Source organism: Halosimplex aquaticum, assembly GCF_028747785.1.
GTDB classification, from domain to species: domain Archaea; phylum Halobacteriota; class Halobacteria; order Halobacteriales; family Haloarculaceae; genus Halosimplex; species Halosimplex aquaticum.
The window spans coordinates 3,177,999-3,193,501 of sequence record NZ_CP118158.1; the positions used below are offsets into that span (position 1 = coordinate 3,177,999).

General features: G+C 70.2%; 18 protein-coding genes and 1 pseudogene. 4 read left to right on the forward strand and 15 right to left on the reverse strand.

Annotated features, from left to right (window positions below; all coding sequences use genetic code 11):
- Window positions 1-26: 26 nt before the first annotated feature.
- From PSC72_RS15930 to PSC72_RS15975, 10 genes and pseudogenes are all read right to left on the reverse strand, one after another.
- A complete protein-coding gene (locus PSC72_RS15930; RefSeq protein WP_274322408.1) occupies window positions 27-3,164 on the reverse strand; it encodes a glycoside hydrolase family 2 TIM barrel-domain containing protein in 3,138 nt (1,045 codons plus the stop codon).
- A gap of 244 nt (window positions 3,165-3,408) precedes the next feature.
- A pseudogene (locus tag PSC72_RS15935) lies at window positions 3,409-3,908 on the reverse strand (hypothetical protein).
- Window positions 3,901-4,590 (reverse strand): nucleotidyltransferase domain-containing protein, encoded by a 690-nt coding sequence (locus PSC72_RS15940; protein WP_274322410.1) that lies wholly within the window; start codon window positions 4,588-4,590, stop codon window positions 3,901-3,903. Before PSC72_RS15940 ends, PSC72_RS15935 begins: the two are co-directional and overlap by 8 nt.
- Window positions 4,591-4,811: 221 nt before the next feature.
- The gene (locus PSC72_RS15945) at window positions 4,812-5,174 is read right to left on the reverse strand and encodes a rhodanese-like domain-containing protein (protein ID WP_274322411.1); all 363 of its coding nucleotides are present in this window, start codon (window positions 5,172-5,174) and stop codon (window positions 4,812-4,814) included.
- 62 nt (window positions 5,175-5,236) lie between these two features.
- Window positions 5,237-5,863 carry an NUDIX hydrolase gene (locus PSC72_RS15950; protein WP_274322412.1) on the reverse strand — a complete coding sequence of 209 codons (627 nt, stop codon included), beginning with the start codon at window positions 5,861-5,863 and terminating at the stop codon, window positions 5,237-5,239.
- Entirely contained in the window at window positions 5,860-6,426 is a 567-nt protein-coding gene (locus PSC72_RS15955) for an NUDIX hydrolase (protein WP_328518163.1), read from the reverse strand. The genes PSC72_RS15950 and PSC72_RS15955 overlap by 4 nt, the downstream gene beginning before the upstream one ends.
- Window positions 6,423-7,016: an NUDIX hydrolase gene (locus PSC72_RS15960; protein ID WP_274322413.1), complete on the reverse strand. Its 594-nt coding sequence runs from the start codon at window positions 7,014-7,016 to the stop codon at window positions 6,423-6,425. Before PSC72_RS15960 ends, PSC72_RS15955 begins: the two co-directional genes overlap by 4 nt.
- Window positions 7,013-7,480 (reverse strand): hypothetical protein, encoded by a 468-nt coding sequence (locus PSC72_RS15965; RefSeq protein ID WP_274322414.1) that lies wholly within the window; start codon window positions 7,478-7,480, stop codon window positions 7,013-7,015. Before PSC72_RS15965 ends, PSC72_RS15960 begins: the two co-directional genes overlap by 4 nt.
- Before the next feature lie 69 nt (window positions 7,481-7,549).
- Window positions 7,550-8,029 carry a DUF5809 family protein gene (locus PSC72_RS15970; RefSeq protein WP_274322415.1) on the reverse strand — a complete coding sequence of 160 codons (480 nt, stop codon included), beginning with the start codon at window positions 8,027-8,029 and terminating at the stop codon, window positions 7,550-7,552.
- Window positions 8,030-8,053: 24 nt separating this feature from the next.
- Window positions 8,054-8,551: a DUF5810 domain-containing protein gene (locus PSC72_RS15975; protein ID WP_274322416.1), complete on the reverse strand. Its 498-nt coding sequence runs from the start codon at window positions 8,549-8,551 to the stop codon at window positions 8,054-8,056.
- A 112-nt stretch (window positions 8,552-8,663) separates the two neighbouring features.
- Between PSC72_RS15975 and PSC72_RS15980 the strand changes: the two genes are divergently transcribed.
- Window positions 8,664-9,233: a metal-dependent hydrolase gene (locus tag PSC72_RS15980; protein WP_274322417.1), complete on the forward strand. Its 570-nt coding sequence runs from the start codon at window positions 8,664-8,666 to the stop codon at window positions 9,231-9,233.
- 6 nt (window positions 9,234-9,239) lie between these two features.
- Window positions 9,240-9,908: a uracil-DNA glycosylase gene (locus PSC72_RS15985; RefSeq protein ID WP_274322418.1), complete on the forward strand. Its 669-nt coding sequence runs from the start codon at window positions 9,240-9,242 to the stop codon at window positions 9,906-9,908.
- Here the strand turns inward: PSC72_RS15985 and PSC72_RS15990 are convergent.
- A complete protein-coding gene (locus PSC72_RS15990; protein ID WP_274322419.1) occupies window positions 9,888-11,546 on the reverse strand; it encodes a GAF domain-containing protein in 1,659 nt (552 codons plus the stop codon). The genes PSC72_RS15985 and PSC72_RS15990 overlap by 21 nt on opposite strands.
- Window positions 11,547-11,662: 116 nt before the next feature.
- Here PSC72_RS15990 and PSC72_RS15995 point away from each other — a divergent pair, with 116 nt between their 5' ends.
- Window positions 11,663-12,184, forward strand: a complete 522-nt coding sequence (locus PSC72_RS15995) for a DUF5817 domain-containing protein (protein WP_274322420.1) — start codon at window positions 11,663-11,665, stop codon at window positions 12,182-12,184.
- A gap of 67 nt (window positions 12,185-12,251) precedes the next feature.
- Entirely contained in the window at window positions 12,252-12,626 is a 375-nt protein-coding gene (locus PSC72_RS16000) for a hypothetical protein (protein WP_274322421.1), read from the forward strand.
- A gap of 38 nt (window positions 12,627-12,664) precedes the next feature.
- Here PSC72_RS16000 and PSC72_RS16005 read toward each other — a convergent pair whose 3' ends face one another.
- The 4 genes from PSC72_RS16005 to PSC72_RS16020 form a co-directional block, all read right to left on the reverse strand.
- The gene (locus PSC72_RS16005; protein WP_274322422.1) at window positions 12,665-13,048 is read right to left on the reverse strand and encodes a hypothetical protein; all 384 of its coding nucleotides are present in this window, start codon (window positions 13,046-13,048) and stop codon (window positions 12,665-12,667) included.
- 148 nt (window positions 13,049-13,196) lie between these two features.
- Window positions 13,197-13,373, reverse strand: coding sequence for a hypothetical protein (locus PSC72_RS16010; protein WP_274322423.1), 177 nt, complete (start codon window positions 13,371-13,373; stop codon window positions 13,197-13,199).
- A 155-nt stretch (window positions 13,374-13,528) separates the two neighbouring features.
- Window positions 13,529-14,788 (reverse strand): hydroxymethylglutaryl-CoA reductase (NADPH), encoded by a 1,260-nt coding sequence (gene hmgA, locus PSC72_RS16015; RefSeq protein WP_274322424.1) that lies wholly within the window; start codon window positions 14,786-14,788, stop codon window positions 13,529-13,531.
- A gap of 78 nt (window positions 14,789-14,866) precedes the next feature.
- The gene (locus PSC72_RS16020) at window positions 14,867-15,457 is read right to left on the reverse strand and encodes a GbsR/MarR family transcriptional regulator (protein ID WP_274322425.1); all 591 of its coding nucleotides are present in this window, start codon (window positions 15,455-15,457) and stop codon (window positions 14,867-14,869) included.
- Window positions 15,458-15,503 lie beyond the last annotated feature (46 nt).

Sequence of the window (15,503 nt, forward strand, 5' to 3'; positions counted from 1 at the left end):
ATTGTGTACTGGCCGAAGACGGTCGGTCAGCCTTCGACGAACGGGCGGAGTTCGACAGAGAACTCGAACGCGTCGGGTGCGACGCGATACCGTTCGAGCGTCGCGGGGCCGCAGCTCCCCGTCCCGAGCCCGCAGTGGGTGTGGTCGAGCGAGACGGATATCTCGTCGCGCTCGGGGAGTTCGTGGACGTGGTCGGCGGCTTCCAGGTCCGCCGTCGTGTAGCGGTGGGCGGTCACGTCGAGCAGCGAGTCGCCGGTCACGCGGAGGCCGACGCCGCTCTCGTCGGTGAACGCCGCCCAGCGCACGTCCGTCCGGTTGCCATTGGCCTGCGGCCTGACGTACGGCGTGTGCAGGTCGGTCACGTCGCGCTCGTAGCGGCCGACCAGCGACGACTGCTTGCTGTCGGCGTAGGACTCGCCGGGGCCGCGGCCGTACCACGTGACCGTCTCGAAGTCGCCGGGCAGCGTCAGGTCGAGTCCGACGCGCGGCAGCGAGGGCAGCACGGACATGTCCCCCTCCGGTTCGAGTCGGGTGTCGATAGTCACCGACCCGTCGGCGGAGACGGTGTAGGTCTGCTCCGTCGCGAAGCCGTGGTCGTAGATCGGCGGTGCGAGCCGGCCGGAGACGGTGATCTCGACCGCGTCCTCGCCGCGTTCGTGAGTGACCTCGTCGGTCCGGAACTGGAGGCTGTCGAGCCCGTGCTCGCGCCAGAGCTGTGCGAAGCCGATCGTCCAGAACTCGCCCGGTTCCAGCGTCGCTTCCTGCTCGGAGAGCGCGGTGAGCCGCGAGAGGAGCTGGCCGTCGAGAGGCAGTCCCCGGTCGTTGTCCGTCGGTGCCCGCCAGAGGTCGACGCGCGGCCCGTCCGCGACGAGTTCGCGCCCGCGGTAGGTCAGCGAGTCGACGACGCCGTGGGTGTCGTCGAACGCGAGTTCGAACTCGGGGCCGCCGACGACGATGCCGTCGTCGGTCCGCTCGGCGGTGAGCGGTCCGGCGTCGACGCGCGGGGTCGCCGGCTCGCCACTGTCGGGGAGTTCGAACTGGCCGGTCGAGACGGTGTGGCCGGCGTCCGCCCACGCGGTCGCGCCCGCGAGCGAGATCTCGATAGTCAGCAGGTACTCGGCGTCGCCGCGCTCGGCGTCAGCGAGCGGGACCGCGACGGACTCGCGCTCGCCGGACGCGACCTCGGGGAGGTCGAGCGCGCCGCTCTCGACGACCTCGCCGTCGGCCTCGACGCGCCAGGAGGCGGCCAGGTGGTCGAGCGAGCGGAAGTCGTAGCGGTTCTCGACGACGACCTCGCCGTCGTCGAGGTCACCGGCGGCGAGGGTCACGGGCTCGATGACCTTCTTGTACTCGGTGAGTCCGGGCGAGGGCTCGCGGTCGGGGAAGACGAGGCCGTTGATGTTGAAGTTCGCGTCGTTGGGCTCGTCGCCGAAGTCGCCGCCGTAGGCGAACCACTCCCCGCCGTCGTCGGTCCGCTGGCGCAGCCCCTGGTCGAGCCAGTCCCAGACGTACCCGCCCTGCAGGCGGTCGTGCTCGTAGATCATGTCCCAGTACTCGCTGAGGCTGCCGGGCCCGTTGCCCATCGCGTGGGCGTACTCGCACATGATGACGGGGTGGTCGTAGTCGTCTTCGGCGGCCCACTCTTCGAGTTGCTCCCACGGCGGGTACATCGGGCCGACGATGTCCGAGACCTCCTGTTCGGTGTCGGGCTCGTAGTGGATCGGCCGCGTCGGGTCGCGCTCGCGGGTCTCGTCGGCCATCGCGACGTGGTTCTCGCCGAAGCCCGACTCGTTGCCGAGCGACCAGACGACGACGCTCGGGTGGTTCTTGTCGCGCTCGACCATCCGGACCATGCGGTCGACGTAGGCGTCGCGCCACTCCGGGGCGTCGCTGATGTGTGGCGTCTCCGGCGCGTTCTCCATCCCGTGGCACTCGATGTCGGTCTCGTCGACGACGTACAGCCCGTACTCGTCACAGAGGTCGTAGAAGCGCGAGTCGTTGGGGTAGTGGGCCGTCCGGACCGCGTTGACGTTGTGCCGCTTCATCAGTTCGACGTCCTCGCGCATCGAGTCTATCGGGACGTGGCGGCCGCGGTCGGTGTGGAAGTCGTGGCGATTGACGCCGCGGATCGTCACCGCCTCGCCGTTGACCAGGAACTGCCCGTCTTCGATCGCGACCTCGCGGAAGCCGACCGTCTCCGTGACGACCTCGGTCGGGTCGGCGCCGGCCGCGTCCCGGCCCTCGCCGTCGCTCAGGGCGAGTTCGAGCGTGTAACAGGTGGGCGTCTCCGCCGTCCACTTGTCGGGGTTGTCGACGGCGGTCTCCAGCGTTACCGTGGCCGCGTCGCCCGCGGGGATCTCCGCGGTCCCGCCGAGTTCGGTGACGACCGCGCCGTCCTCGTCGCGGAGCGTCGCCGCGACAGTCCGGGTGGCGTCGGTCGACCCGTCGTTCGCGATCTCCACCTCGGTGCGCAGGTGGGCGTCCTCGTAGTCGTCGTCCAGGTCCGTGCGCACGTCGACGTCGGCGATGTGAGCCTCGGGGACGGCGTAGGCGTAGACCTCCCGGAAGATGCCGCTCAGCCACCACATGTCCTGGTCCTCGATGTAGCTCCCGTTGGTCCACTTGTAGACGCGGACCGCTATCGTGTTCTCGCCGGGTTCGACGTGGTCGGTCACGTCGAACTCCGCGGGGAGGCGCGCCCCTTCGCTGTAGCCGACGCGCTCGCCGTTCACCCAGAGGTGAAACGCCGAGTCGACGCCCTCGAAGTGGAGGCGGACCCGGCGGCCGTCCCACTCGTCGTCGACGTGGAACGTCCGGCGGTACGACCCGGTCGGGTTGTCCGTGGGGACGTGCGGCGGGTCGACCGGGAACGGATAGTCGACGTTCGTGTAGTGCGGTCGCCCGTACCCCGCGGCCTGCCAGTTCAGCGGGACCTCGATGTCGTCCCAGTCGGCGGCGTCGAACGAGGGGTCGGCGAACCCCTCGGGGGCGTCCGAGGGCGTCGGCGCCAGGTCGAACTGCCACTCGCCGTTGAGGAGCGTGATCCACGGCGAGGCCGCGCGAGCGCGGTCTCGGGCGCTCCCGGCGTCCGCGTAGGGCAGCACGTCCGTGTGCGGTGTGAGTCGATTCCGACCCACTGTCTCGGGGTCGATCCAGTCTTCCATGTCGTGCGTGGTGTGCGAGCGAGCGGGGTTTATTCTTCCGGGTGGCCGACTCTCGGCGGCCGACATCCGCGTACAGTCGTAAACTTCTCCCGCGGTGGAACTGTCGGCTTCGGGTACTACCGGCGACCGCACATACCCGTGCTTTTCACCGGGGACCGTCTCCGCCGAACCGGCGGCGATGACGAGCAGTCACTCCCACTGAGACCGGGCTGCTGTTACCAGATCCTTCGGTTCGGTGGCCTCCTCACTCACACTGACACTCGTGTCCCTGTGAGGACCGACCGACGACGAAGGCGTGAACTTCTCGGGCGAGGGCGTGCATCGTCTGTGCGCGTTCTGCTGCCGCGAGGCCGTCCTGGTAATACGTTTTCGCACGGTGGTCGCCCCACAGGTCCGCGAGGCCGTCGGCCGTCGACTCGGTGAAGATACCGGCTGTCGCTGCTTCGTGATACACGCCCGGATGCGTTCCGGGTAAATCAGTCGGTTCCGTCGTTCCACGTTCCAGCAGCCGGAACTCGACTGTCCGCTCGACCGCGACGAACGAGGACTCGATCACGAGCGTGTAGTACCCCTGTTCGCTCAGCGCGTTCGCTCCGGCGAGCAGTCGACACGCCTTCCGGAGCTGGAGTACTGCGGGATCCGACACGTCCAGCTCGGACTCGATGTCGGTCGGATGGCGGTCGGATGGCGGTCGAACGCGGCCTGTGCGTCGGCGAGGAGTTGCTCGATGCGAGTGCTACTCATCGGTCATCACCGTTTTCCGAATGGACGACAGCCGTTCGCTTCCGACGACGGTGATCCCTTCGGTGAATATCTCCTGTAGCTTCGATCCGGCTCGTTCGGCGCTCTCGACGGATTCGACGAAGGGCTCGAACGTGAATCGGTCACCGTCGAACCGCACTTCCGCGAGGTCGCTAACCACGTCGGTCACGAGCCGACGCGCGACCGTCCGGTCACCGTCGACGACCACGAACAGATCGATATCGCTCTGTCTGTCGGCCTCACCGCGGGCGACGCTGCCGAAGACGACGACGCCCACGAGAGACCCGATATCGCTACTCTCGTCGAACGTGTCCCTGACGTGCTCGACGAACGCCCGCACTGGGCGGTGGAAATGGGTCTGCTCGATCGCGAGTATCGGGTCGTCCTTGCGCAGTCGTTCGGGGTCGATGGAGACGTAGTTGCGCTGTGGCGTCTCGCGGACGCGAATCACGCCGATCCCGTCGAGGAGATCGACGGCCCGCCAGACTGTCGACCGCGCGGCTCCCGTCGCGTCGACGAGTTCGGGTATCGTGAACTCCGTCTCGTGCGCGTCGGCGAGGAGCCGAAGTATCTCGTCGGCTGCCCCGATCCGAAAGACGTCGCTATCGCCCGTCGGGCGGACGTCGACACAGACCGCCATTCCTCGTTTCGCCGTTTCGGACACTGTCTGAATCTGCGCAACGAGGTATAATAGTAGTTGCGCTAGTCGGGACCGGTGTCAGAACGCGCCCCTTTTGAACGCCGAACGACAATCCGGGGACGGTGGCGATGACGAGCAGTTACCCCCACTGAGCCCCTTGTGACGAGGTGTTTTCCCGAGCCACCGTCTCTCCGACCCCGGAGCGGCCGCTACGGCGTCGGCGCGTGCGGCAGATGCGAGTCCCCTCAGAACGGAGCCGCCGATCCGTCGCCAGACCCGCTGGACGGTTCAGACGCTTCGATCGGACCGTCCCAGGCGGTCAGCCCGCCCGCGAGACTCTCGACCGGGCCGTCGACGCCCTCGTAGGAACCGACGAGGCGGGCGGCCTGCACGCTGGATTTCCCCTTCGGGCAGACCGTCACGACGCGCTCGGCGCCGTCGAGTTCCTCGACGCGGTCGGTCAGTTCGGGCGCCGGGATGTTCTCGCTCCCGGGGATGTGGCCCCGCTCGAACGACCCGGGGTTGCGGATGTCCACGATCCGGAGATCGCCGTCTTCGGTCTCGTCCAGGAGTTCCTGCAGTTCGTCACCGGAGATCTCGCCGTCCATCGTTGGATCGCGATCGGTTATCGGCCGCTATAGGTTCGTCGGAGTCTCTCGACCGAGTCCGGTCAGCCCAGCAGTCCCTCGTCGCGGGCGACGAGCAGCGGCGTGAGGCCGCCACCGAACGGATACTCCCTGGCGCGGACGGCCGCGACCGCTTCGTCGGCCGGGACGGCGAACGCCTCGATGTCCTCGCCGCTCTCCAGAGCGGGCGCACCCGGTTCGAGATCCGTCGCGTAGACGACCGCCTGCGTCATCCGGGTCCAGGCGGTCGGGTGGTAGGCTTCGAGGAACTCGGCCTCGCCTGCGCGCAGGCCGGTCTCCTCGCGCAACTCGCGGACGCCGGCCTCGACGAACGACTCGCCCTCGTCCACGGCGCCGCCGGGACAGGTCAGCAGCGACCGGTCCAGTCGGGCGCTGTACTGTTCGAGCAGGACGACCTCGCCCGCGTCGGTCTCGGCGACGACGGCGACGAAGTCGCCGGGGTCGATCCAGTAGTAGCGGCCGCGTTCGCCGTCGGGTTGGCGGTACTCGTCGTAGCCGGCGGTGAAGTAGGGGTTCTCCCAGACGACCTCGGTGTCCAGGCGCGTCCAGTCGGCGCCGGCGTCGGCCGGCGGATCGGCCAGTGCCTCCGCGCTCGTCCTGGTCGGCGCTCCGTCTCCGTCGCTCGCAGCGGCGTCTTCCTTTTCGGTCACAGCAGTCCCTCCTCGCGAGCGAGGAGCAGCGCGGTGAGCGTGATCCCCTTCGAGGGCCCCTCTCTATCGCGCAGGCGGTCGATCGCTTCGTCGGCCGGGACGGTCACGACATCGATGAACTCTCCGTCGTCGGGGTCAGGCTCCGCGCGTTCGAGGCCGTCGGCGACGAACACGTGGCGGAGGTAGCGCGTCCACGGTGACAGCGTATGGGTTTCGAGGTGCGACAGGTCCTCCGCGACGAAGCCGGTCTCCTCGCGCAGTTCCCGCCCGGCGGCGGTCGCGGGGTCCTCTCCGTCCTCGACGAACCCGCCCGGGAGGCCAAGCGACCGCTGCCGGTATCGGGGGCGGTACTGTTCGACGAGCACGAGTTCGCCGCTCTCTGTGAGCGCGATCACGGCCGCGGCGTCGGCCGAGGCGAGCCAGTAGTACTCGCCCTCGGTGCCGTCGGGTCGTTCGACCACGTCGTAGCCGGTCTCGCAAAACGGCGTCTCCCACGCGACCACCTCCTCGCGGACCGGCCACGCTGGGTCGTCGTCCTCCCAGGGCGGGGTCGGCAGCGTCACAGCAGTCCCTCCTCGCGGGCGAGGAGCACCCCCTCGATGGTCGCGTCGTTGGCGGGCTGGCGCCGCGCGATATCGAGCGCGTCGTCGACCGGCACCGTGGTCACCGAGAGGAACTCGTTGCCGTCGAGGTCGCGCTCAACCGGTTCGAGGCCCTCGGCGAAGACGATGCCCCGGCGGTGGCGGAGCACGCCGGTCGAGCACCAGAAGTCCTCGATCAGGGAGACGCCGGCGGGGTCGAAGCCGGTCTCCTCGCGGAGTTCGCGGGCGCCTGCGGTCGTGAACGACTCGCCGTCCTCGACGATGCCGGCGGGGAGTTCCAGGCACTGCTCACGGATGACGGGGCGGTACTGGTCGACGAGGACGAGTTCGTCGCCGGTGCGCGCGACGACGACGACCGCGTCCGGTAGCTCGGCCCAGTAGTAGTCCTTCTCGGAGCCGTCGGGCTGCTCGACGCGGTCGTAGCCGCCGTCGTACCAGCCGGTCTCGTACTCGGTCTCGCTGTCGACGACTCGCCACTCGTGGGCCGGTTCTCGCGTCCGGCCGTCGCCGTCGGTCGCCGGTGCGTCATCGGCGTCGTCGCGGTCGCTCATACGCGCTGTCCGACCGCGACTCGGTAAAGCGTGCCGTTGTACGAGACGAGCACGCCCTCCGGCGAGACCGCGGTCGGGTTGCGCGCCGCCAGCGCGTCGCGCTCGTCGAACGGCGAGTGCGTGAAGGTCTCCTTGAGTCCCCAGGGCCCCTTGCGGTAGGGCTCTGACGACCCGTTGCGCAGCGCCTCGGTCGTGTAGGGGAAGCGCCGTTCGGAGAGCGCCGAGCCGTTGATCGCCGCGCTCGCGTTGGCGGCGGCCGCGGAGTCGTTCGCCGGGGCGGGTCCGTTCGCAGCAGATCCGCTCGCGGAAGACCCGTTCGCCGACACGTTCCCGTCGTCGACGGGCGTGGCAGTCAGGTAGTAGGGGTCGCCGCTCCCGAGGAGCGCGGGGAGGGCGCCCAGCGCGAGCAGCGCGACGAGCACGGCCAGAATGAGGAGGACGACGTTGCGAGTGACCCTTCGCATACCGGCGCTACGGTCGAACCGGTGAAAACGCCACGGATACGCGCTTGCGGCCGAGCGCCGGCTGCCCGCTCACTCGTCGCCGTCGGTTCCGGACCCGGCGCCGTCGGTTCCGGACTCGGCGCCGCCGTCGATCGCGACGATATCGCGGTAGACGCGACCGAAGGCCTGCCGGCGGAGCGTCCCGACGGCGGCCTCGCGCTCGTCCTGGAAGGTGGCGGCGACCACGGTCTCCGCCGCGGGCGCGACGTGCCAGACGACGTTGTCGACGTGTTCGCTCCCGACCTCAGTGACCGGGAACTCGTCGTTCTCGGCGGTCCAGTCGTCGAACTCCGCGCGCGTCCCGACGTGCACTTCGAGCATCGAGGCGAACAGCGCGTCGCGGGCGGTCTCGACGACGTCGCTCGTGACCCGCTCGCGGTACTCGTCGGCGTCCATCGCCATCGCCTTCGCGACTTCCTTGACGACCACCTGCGCCGTCGACCCGAGCGCCTCGTAGCGCTCGCGCGCCTCCTCGGCGGTCGCCGGCGCGATCGTCCCCTCGGTGTCCATACCCACTGGTTCGCTCGCGGGGACTTAGGAACTCCCGGTTTCCTCGTCCTCGTCCTCGTCGCCGTCGGACGCGTCGGCCTCGCCCTCCGGTTCGCTGTCGGCCGCCGCGTTCTCGCGGCGCCGACGCGTCAGCTCTCGCGCTTCGGCCAGCACGTCCTCCTGGTCGTCGTCGACGTCGAAGTCAGCGATGCCGCCGGGCGCCGCGCTCTCGACGCCGTCGGCCGACTGTCCGCCGTGGTCGTGGCCGCCTGCGCCGTGGTCGTGACCGCCGTGTGCGTCGCCGTGTCCAGACTCGTGACCGCCGGTCGCGTCCTCGACCGACTGCGGGAACTCCTCCTCGTCGGCGTACTCGCTGACCTGCTCGGCGAGTTCTTCCGGGGAGCGGTCCGCCCAGCCGTCGACGTGGTCGTCCAGCCAGGCCTCGTGGCCGGCGCCGCGGAGCATGGCGGTGAACGCGAGGTGGTTCGCGAGGTGCTCGGCGTCGGCCTGGGGGTCGTCGCAGACGGGACACGCGTAGCCCATACCCGCCACGACGGCCGCGAGGCGCATATGCCTTTCAGAAGCGGCCGGGAGCGGCCGACCGAGGTCCAGCGAGTCGACACACGTAAGGAGGCCACGGTCGTTCCATCCGGTGATGTGGCCCTGGGGACACCTCGCGCTGGCCTACCTCCTCTACTCGCTGTACTCCCGACTCCGGCGCGGTCACCGGCCGACCGCCGCGACCGCGCTCGTCGTCGCCGTCGCCTCGCAGGTCCCCGACCTCGTGGACAAGCCCCTCGCGTGGACGTTCTCGATCCTGCCGACCGGCCGCTCGCTGTCGCACTCGCTGCTGGTCGTCGTCCCCGTCGTCGCCCTCCTCTACAGCCTCGTGCGGGTCAGGCGCGAGGGCGAGGGCCCGCTCGCGGTCGCGTTCGCGCTCGGCGCGCTCAGCCACCTGTTCGGCGACGCCCTGTACTCGATCGCGGCCCTTCGGTTCCGCGACGTCAGCTTCCTGCTCTGGCCGGCGATCCCGGCCGTCGAGTACGAGGTCGAGCAGAGCTTCGTCGCCCACCTCGCGCTGATCGAGCCCTCGCCGGAGCTGTACTTCGAGTTCCTGCTCGTCGCGGTCGCGCTGGCCGTCTGGCGCGCCGACGGCTATCCCGGCCTCGCGACCGTCGCGTCGTGGCCGGCCCGCGCCTGGAACGGCGTCACCGGCGCCGACTGAGAACGCATGCCCTCGCTTCCAGAGCCAGACGACCGGAACGCCCTCGCCGAGGACTGCCGGCGCTGTCCCGCGCTCGTCGAGCACCGCCAGTGCATCTCGTGGGGTAACGGCCCCGACGACGCCGCGCTGGTCGTCGTCGGTGAGGCGCCGGCCGCGGGTGACCCCGACGCCGACCGCTGGCGGGGCGGCAACCTGACGGGGATGGCCTACACCTCGCGGCGCTCCGGGCGGAAGGTCCGCGAACTCGTCGCCGACGCCGGATACGCCGGCGACGCCTACTACACGAACGCGGTGAAGTGCTTCCCGCCGGACCCCGACGACCCGAGCGACAACCGCGAACCCGCTCCCGAGGAGCGGGCGAACTGCCGCCCGTACCTCCTCGCGGAGATCCGGCAGGTCGACCCCGCGGCCGTCCTCGCCACCGGGAAGCACGCGACGAAGTCAGTGCTGGCTGTCGAAGACCGGGAACTCGACGGCTTCCTCGACGCGGTGCTGGAGCCGGTCGACTGCGAGCGCCTCGGGACGACGCTCGTGCCGCTCGTCCACCCGTCGTATCAGGAGGTGTGGATCGGGCGACTCGGCTACTCCCGCGAGGAGTACGTGGATGCGCTTCGGGAGCGACTTACCGACGCGGCCGCGGGTTCGGGCGCTGGGTCAGGCGCGGTCGGCGACTGATGGGTCCGACTCGACGCCGGTGAACTCGAAGCGGGCGCCGCCGTCGGCGCTCTCGCCGACCGACACGTCCCAGCCGTGGGCCTGGGCGATCCGCTCGACGATGTTGAGCCCGAAGCCCGTCCCGCCGTCGTTCGTCGAGAAGCCGACGTCGAAGATCTCCTCCCGCTCGCCTTCGGGGACGCCGGGGCCGTCGTCGGCGACGAAGAACCCGTTCGCGGTCCGGCCGACGGTGACGGTCACGTCCGCGCCGCCGTGTTCGACGCTGTTCCGGAAGAGGTTCTCCAGCAGCTCGCGGACACGCGACGGGTCGCACTCGATCGGGCCGAGGTCGCCGTCGGCCCCTTCGCGTCGATCGCTCTCCGACGAGTCCCCGCTCGCGTCGCTCCCGGAGGCGTCCTCGGTCCGCAGCGTCGCCGCTGGCGCGTCGATCGTCGACCACGCCTGTTCGGCGAGGGCGCCGAGCTGTACCCGCTCGCGCTCGTAGACGGCCTCGCCCTGTCGAGCGAGCGCCAGGAGGTCCGAGATGAGTTCCTCCATCCGGTCCAGCGCGTCGGCCGCGACGGCGAGGTGGTCGCTGTCGCTCTCGCGGCGGACGAACTCGACGCGCCCCGCCGCGACGTTCAGCGGGTTCCGCAGGTCGTGGGAGACGACGCCGGCGAACTCCTCGAGGCGCTCGTTCTGGCGGGCGAGTTCGCGCTCGCGCTCGGCGACCCGGTCGTGGGCCTCGATCGAGGCGATGGCGTGACCGATCGTCTCGCCGAGCTCGGAGAGCACTTCCCGCTCGCGGTCGTCGAAGACGTCCTCCCGCTCCGTGTAGATGCTGAAAAACCCGTAGACGCTGTCGCCGTGGCGGATCGGAACGACCGCGAGCGACGTGATCCCGTGACTCTCCAGGAGGTCCCACCACGGCTCCATCGTGGGGTCGGCGAACACGTCGGGGACGCTCTGGATCTCGCCGGTCTTGATCGCGCGGCCGCCGGGGCCGCTGCCCGTCGGACTGTCGTCGACGGTGACCACGATGGACTGGACGTACTCGTCGTCGAACCCGGCCCACGCGACGGGACGGACCTCGGCGTCGTCGGGGTCGTAGCGGCCGATCCACACGGCGTCGTAGGGGTCGGACTCGATCAGCCGCTCGCAGACGGTCTGTTCGAGTCTGTCCCGGTCCGTCTCGTCGACCAGTTCCTGGGTGGCGATGCGGAGCGTGTCGTTGATCCGGTTGAGCCGTTCGAGGAACCGCTCTTGCTCAAGTCGCCTGACGTCGTAGACGCCGACGAGGACGCCGGCGAGCGCGCCGAACGTCGCGAGGCCGAGCAGCGCGGCCAACGGGTCCGTCAACGGGAATCCCCTGACGACGACGCCGGCGAAGACCCAGGTGCCGAGCGCGACGAGCGCGATCGAGCCGGCGGCGGTCCACGCCAGCAACCGGCCCGCGAAGCGGTCCGCGGCGAGTCGCCCGCGGGCCAGTTCGACGCCGACGGCCATCACCGCGAGCGAGAGAGCGGGGGGGAGAAGCTGGACGTAGAACTGCCCAGTGGCCTCCCGCAATGCGTAGAGTTCCGAGAGGTGGTAAACGGTGAGGGCGGCGGCCGCGACCGCGAGCGCTCCGCCGCTCACCTCGTTCGACGCGCGGCTCATTGCTCTATGTAATCCGATTCGCCGATAAATATTGTCGCATGGAGATCCACGATTGATAGCCGATCGACGCCGCGCCGTCCGAGGGTTCATTGCCGAGGGGGGCGAACGCACCGCCGATGTACGCCGTCGTCGGGTGTAGCGACTGTTCGATGCTCTGGGTCGTCGAGGGGCGCCCCGAGACCAGTCAGTGTCCGCGCTGCGGGACGACCCGCCAGTACGCGAAGCGCAAGAAGTTCGTCTCGACCGAGGACAGGGACCACGCTCGCGAGGTGCGGGCGTCGATGCTCGCCAACCGGCAGGGCCACGGCGAGGCCTTCGCCGAACTCGACTCGTTCGCCGAGATGGAGTCCCAGATCGACGAGGTCGGCCCCTCCGACGCGGAGTACCTCGAAGGGTCGGGGCTGGACGCCGACGCCGTCACCGAGGCGGGCGAGCGGGCGACCGAGACCCGGACGAGCAAGAGCCGCAAGGAGATCGTCCAGGAGGCCCTGCGGGAACTCGACGAACCGACCGAGGACGGCGTCGTCGAGTACGCGAGCGAGCGAGGCGTCGACGCCGAGTACGCGCGGACGGCGCTCGACAGACTCGTCCGGGCGGGCGAGGCGACGGAGAACCGGGGCGTCTATCGGCCGCTGTGAGCGCCGCCGCCCTCCCGCACCCAGCGGAGGGAAAAACACTTGCATCGACTGGGCGAACGCGTCTCACATGGACCCGGAGGCGCTCCGAGCGCTCGGCCGGCGGTTCTGGTACGCCTGGGCGGCCGCGCTGCTCGCCAGCCTCGGAGCGGTCGCGGCGGCCCTCGCGATAATCGGGCCGGACGACGCGTGGCTCGTCGGGATGTACGCGCTGCTCTCGGTCCTGTTCGTCGGCTTCGCCGTCGTCTCGCTGGTGCTTGACGAGCGGCTGAACGCGGCGGGACAGGTGATCGCGGCCGCCGGACTCGCCGTCGTCGCCGTCGGCGTCACCCGAGACTACTCGGACCCGCTCTTCTGGGGCGGTATGGGTCTGGCAGTCGTCGGATCGACGCTCGGGGTCGTGGCCGACCACGGTGAGCGCCTCTGGTCGGCGCTTCGCGGTTGATCTGACCGACGGACAGACCGGCCGCCGCGCCGGCGCCCTCAGACGATGAAGACGAGGGCGAATATCGGGACGCCGACGAAGTAGGCGATCCCGTAGAGGAACAGGTTCGTGGGTATCTTCCCCTCGTGTTTCGGTTCGTCGAGCGTCTCGTAGTCGATGGCGTCGTGGAACTGCGAGGGGATGTCCTCGCGGACGGTCGCGCGGTCGCGGAACCGGTCGAGCGGGTCCCACCCCGTCAGACCGAGGTTCCAGGCCGCCGAGACGATCCAGAGGATGCCCATCACGGGGACGAGAAACAGGACGACGAGGCCGACGATCGGGTGCAAGACGCCGGCGTTTATCGCCACGCCGACGAGGCGAACGGTCGCGACCGGCGCGACCACGCCCGCGGCCGCGGCGTAGATCGGAGCTCTGTCGTCCATGGTCCGAACGGACGGAAGCGACCAGTATAGGGTTTTCTCCGGCGACGATTCCCCGGGCACCGGCGACTGCTCGGGTAGCGGGGACACCCCGGGCCGCAGCGACTCCCTGGGCCGCGGCGGTGACCCGGGTCGGGTGCCGCTCTCCCCCTTACAGCAGGCCGAGCGCCTTCGCGACGCCGACGAGCGCGGCCAGCGTCGTCACCGTCAGCTTCGCGAGGCGCATGACCCGCGTCGCTCGACGGACGGGTCGACCGTCGTCGCCGCTCTCGCTCTCACCGGTGTCGGTCGTGCGGACGTTTGCGTCCGCGACTTCGTTGGGGCGCATGGGTGTGGGCGCGCCCGCCGGGGCTCCCGGACGGACGCACGCTGACTACCGGGGCACGGAAGGTAAACGCCAGCCAACACCGGAGTGGAAGTGAAAGTAAAACGTACCCTCCGCCTCGAAATGCTGTGCAGAGAACACGTCCCGGACGTGCGGCGCTATCGGCCGAGTTCCTCGTGGGCGCTGGAGAGGTGCTGCGAGGCGAGCGCGGAGAGCAGGGAGAGCTCGCCGGCGAGCGCGCCGGCGGCGACAACCTCCGCGAGCGCGTCGGCGTTCGACCCGACGGGGTCGCCGCCGCCGCCGACCCCGATCACGTCGAGCAGTTCCGACTGGGTCGCCAGGTCGGTCCCGCCGCCGACCGTCCCGACCGGGAGGCTGGCGAGGTTGACGCTGGCGTAGAGTTCGTCCTCCCGCGCGTCCGCGGTCGTGATGCAGTTGCTCCCCTCGACGACGTGGGCCTCGTCCTGCCCGGTGGCGATGAAGACGCCGGCGACGACGTTGGCGGCCTGGGCGTTGAACCCGAGGCTCCCGGCCTTGGCGCTGCCGATCAGGTTCTTGCGCGTGTTGGCCTCCTCGATGGCCTCGGGCGTCGTGCCGAAGCGCTCCTCGACGGTCTCCCGGGGGATGGTCACGTCGGCGGTGACGGTGTGGCCGCGGCCCTCGACGGCGTTGATGGCCGCGGGCTTCTTGTCGGTACAGAGGTTGCCCGACACCGCCACGAGGGAGGCGGGGGTCTCCTCCTCGACGACCTCGGCGGCCGCCTGCGTCGCGATGGTCGCCATGTTCATCCCGTTGGCGTCGCCGGTGTCGTAGGAGAAGCGCAGGAAGACGGAGTCGCCGACGAGGTAGGGCGTGACCGACTGGAGGCGGCCGTGGCTCGTGGTTTCCTCGGCGGCATCGGCGAGGCGGTCCTCGTTGTCCTCGACCCACTCGGCGACCGCGGCGCCCTCGGAGATGTCGGCGACGCGGAACACCGGCGCGCGGGTCATCCCGCGCTTGGTCACGCGGACGGTCGCGCCGCCCGCCGCCGAGATGGCCGAGCAGCCGCGGTTGACGCTCGCGACGAGCGCGCCCTCGGTCGTCGCGATGGGGAGGTAGAAGTCGCCGTCGGCGGCCTCGCCGCGGACGGCGACGGGGCCGGCGACGCCGACCGGCAGCTGCGCGCCGCCGATCATGTTCTCGATGTTCGAGTCGGCGGACTCGGCGGCGAAGGTGTAGTCGCCGGTCGCCGAGAGGTCGACACCCGTCTCGCGCTCGACGACGAGCCGTCGGGCCGTCGCGGCCGTCTCGGCGTCGGCGTGGTCTTCGAGCTCGTAGAGGCGCAGGTCGCCGTCGGCGACGCGGTCGGCGAGCGTCTCGGCGTCGGCGGTGTCGCTCCCGCTCGCGGCCGCGCCCGCGGCGTCGGAGTCGTCGGTCATGCCCGGAGGCTCGCGGTCGACGCCCCTAACAGTTGCTGTCCCGGTCGCGCGGTTCGGGGGTCGCCGTCCGGCAGCCGATCACTCCCCGTCGGATCCGCCCGTGACGCGCCCGAGCAGGTCGGTCAGGCGGTCCAGCGGCTGGCCGGTCAGCAGGGAGACGAGGCGGTCGCTGCGGTCGTACATCCGCTGGAGTTTCCGCACCTGTTCGAGGTGGTACTCGGCGCGCTCGCCCTCGGCGTCCTCCAGGGCCTCGGCCGCCTCGTCGAGCGCGCGGCTCATGATGCGTATCTCGCGGGTGACCTCCTGGCGGAGGAACTGCTGGAACACGTACCACAGGTCGGTCTCGGCCTCGAAGAACGCCTTCTTGCCCTCGCCGGGGAGCGACCGGCGGTGGACGAGGTGGAAGCGTTCGAGGGTGGTCATCGCGGTGCTCACCGTCGACTTCGCGTAGCCGCTCCGCTCGGCGAGTCCGTCCAGCGAGACGGGCTCGGGCTCGAAGAGGAGGATGCCGAACAGGCGGCCGTAGCTGCGCTTGGCGCCGTATACCTCCGCACTGCGCTCCAGGGCGTCGATGACCTCCGCGCGCGCCGATTCGACCGGATCGTGGGTGTCAGTGTCGCTCATGGTTCGGTCGCGACGGTCGCCGTCCGCGTCGACCGCTCCCGTCACGTCTGTCTCTCGGCGCCCCAACGTTTAAATCGTTCTCTACAGAATA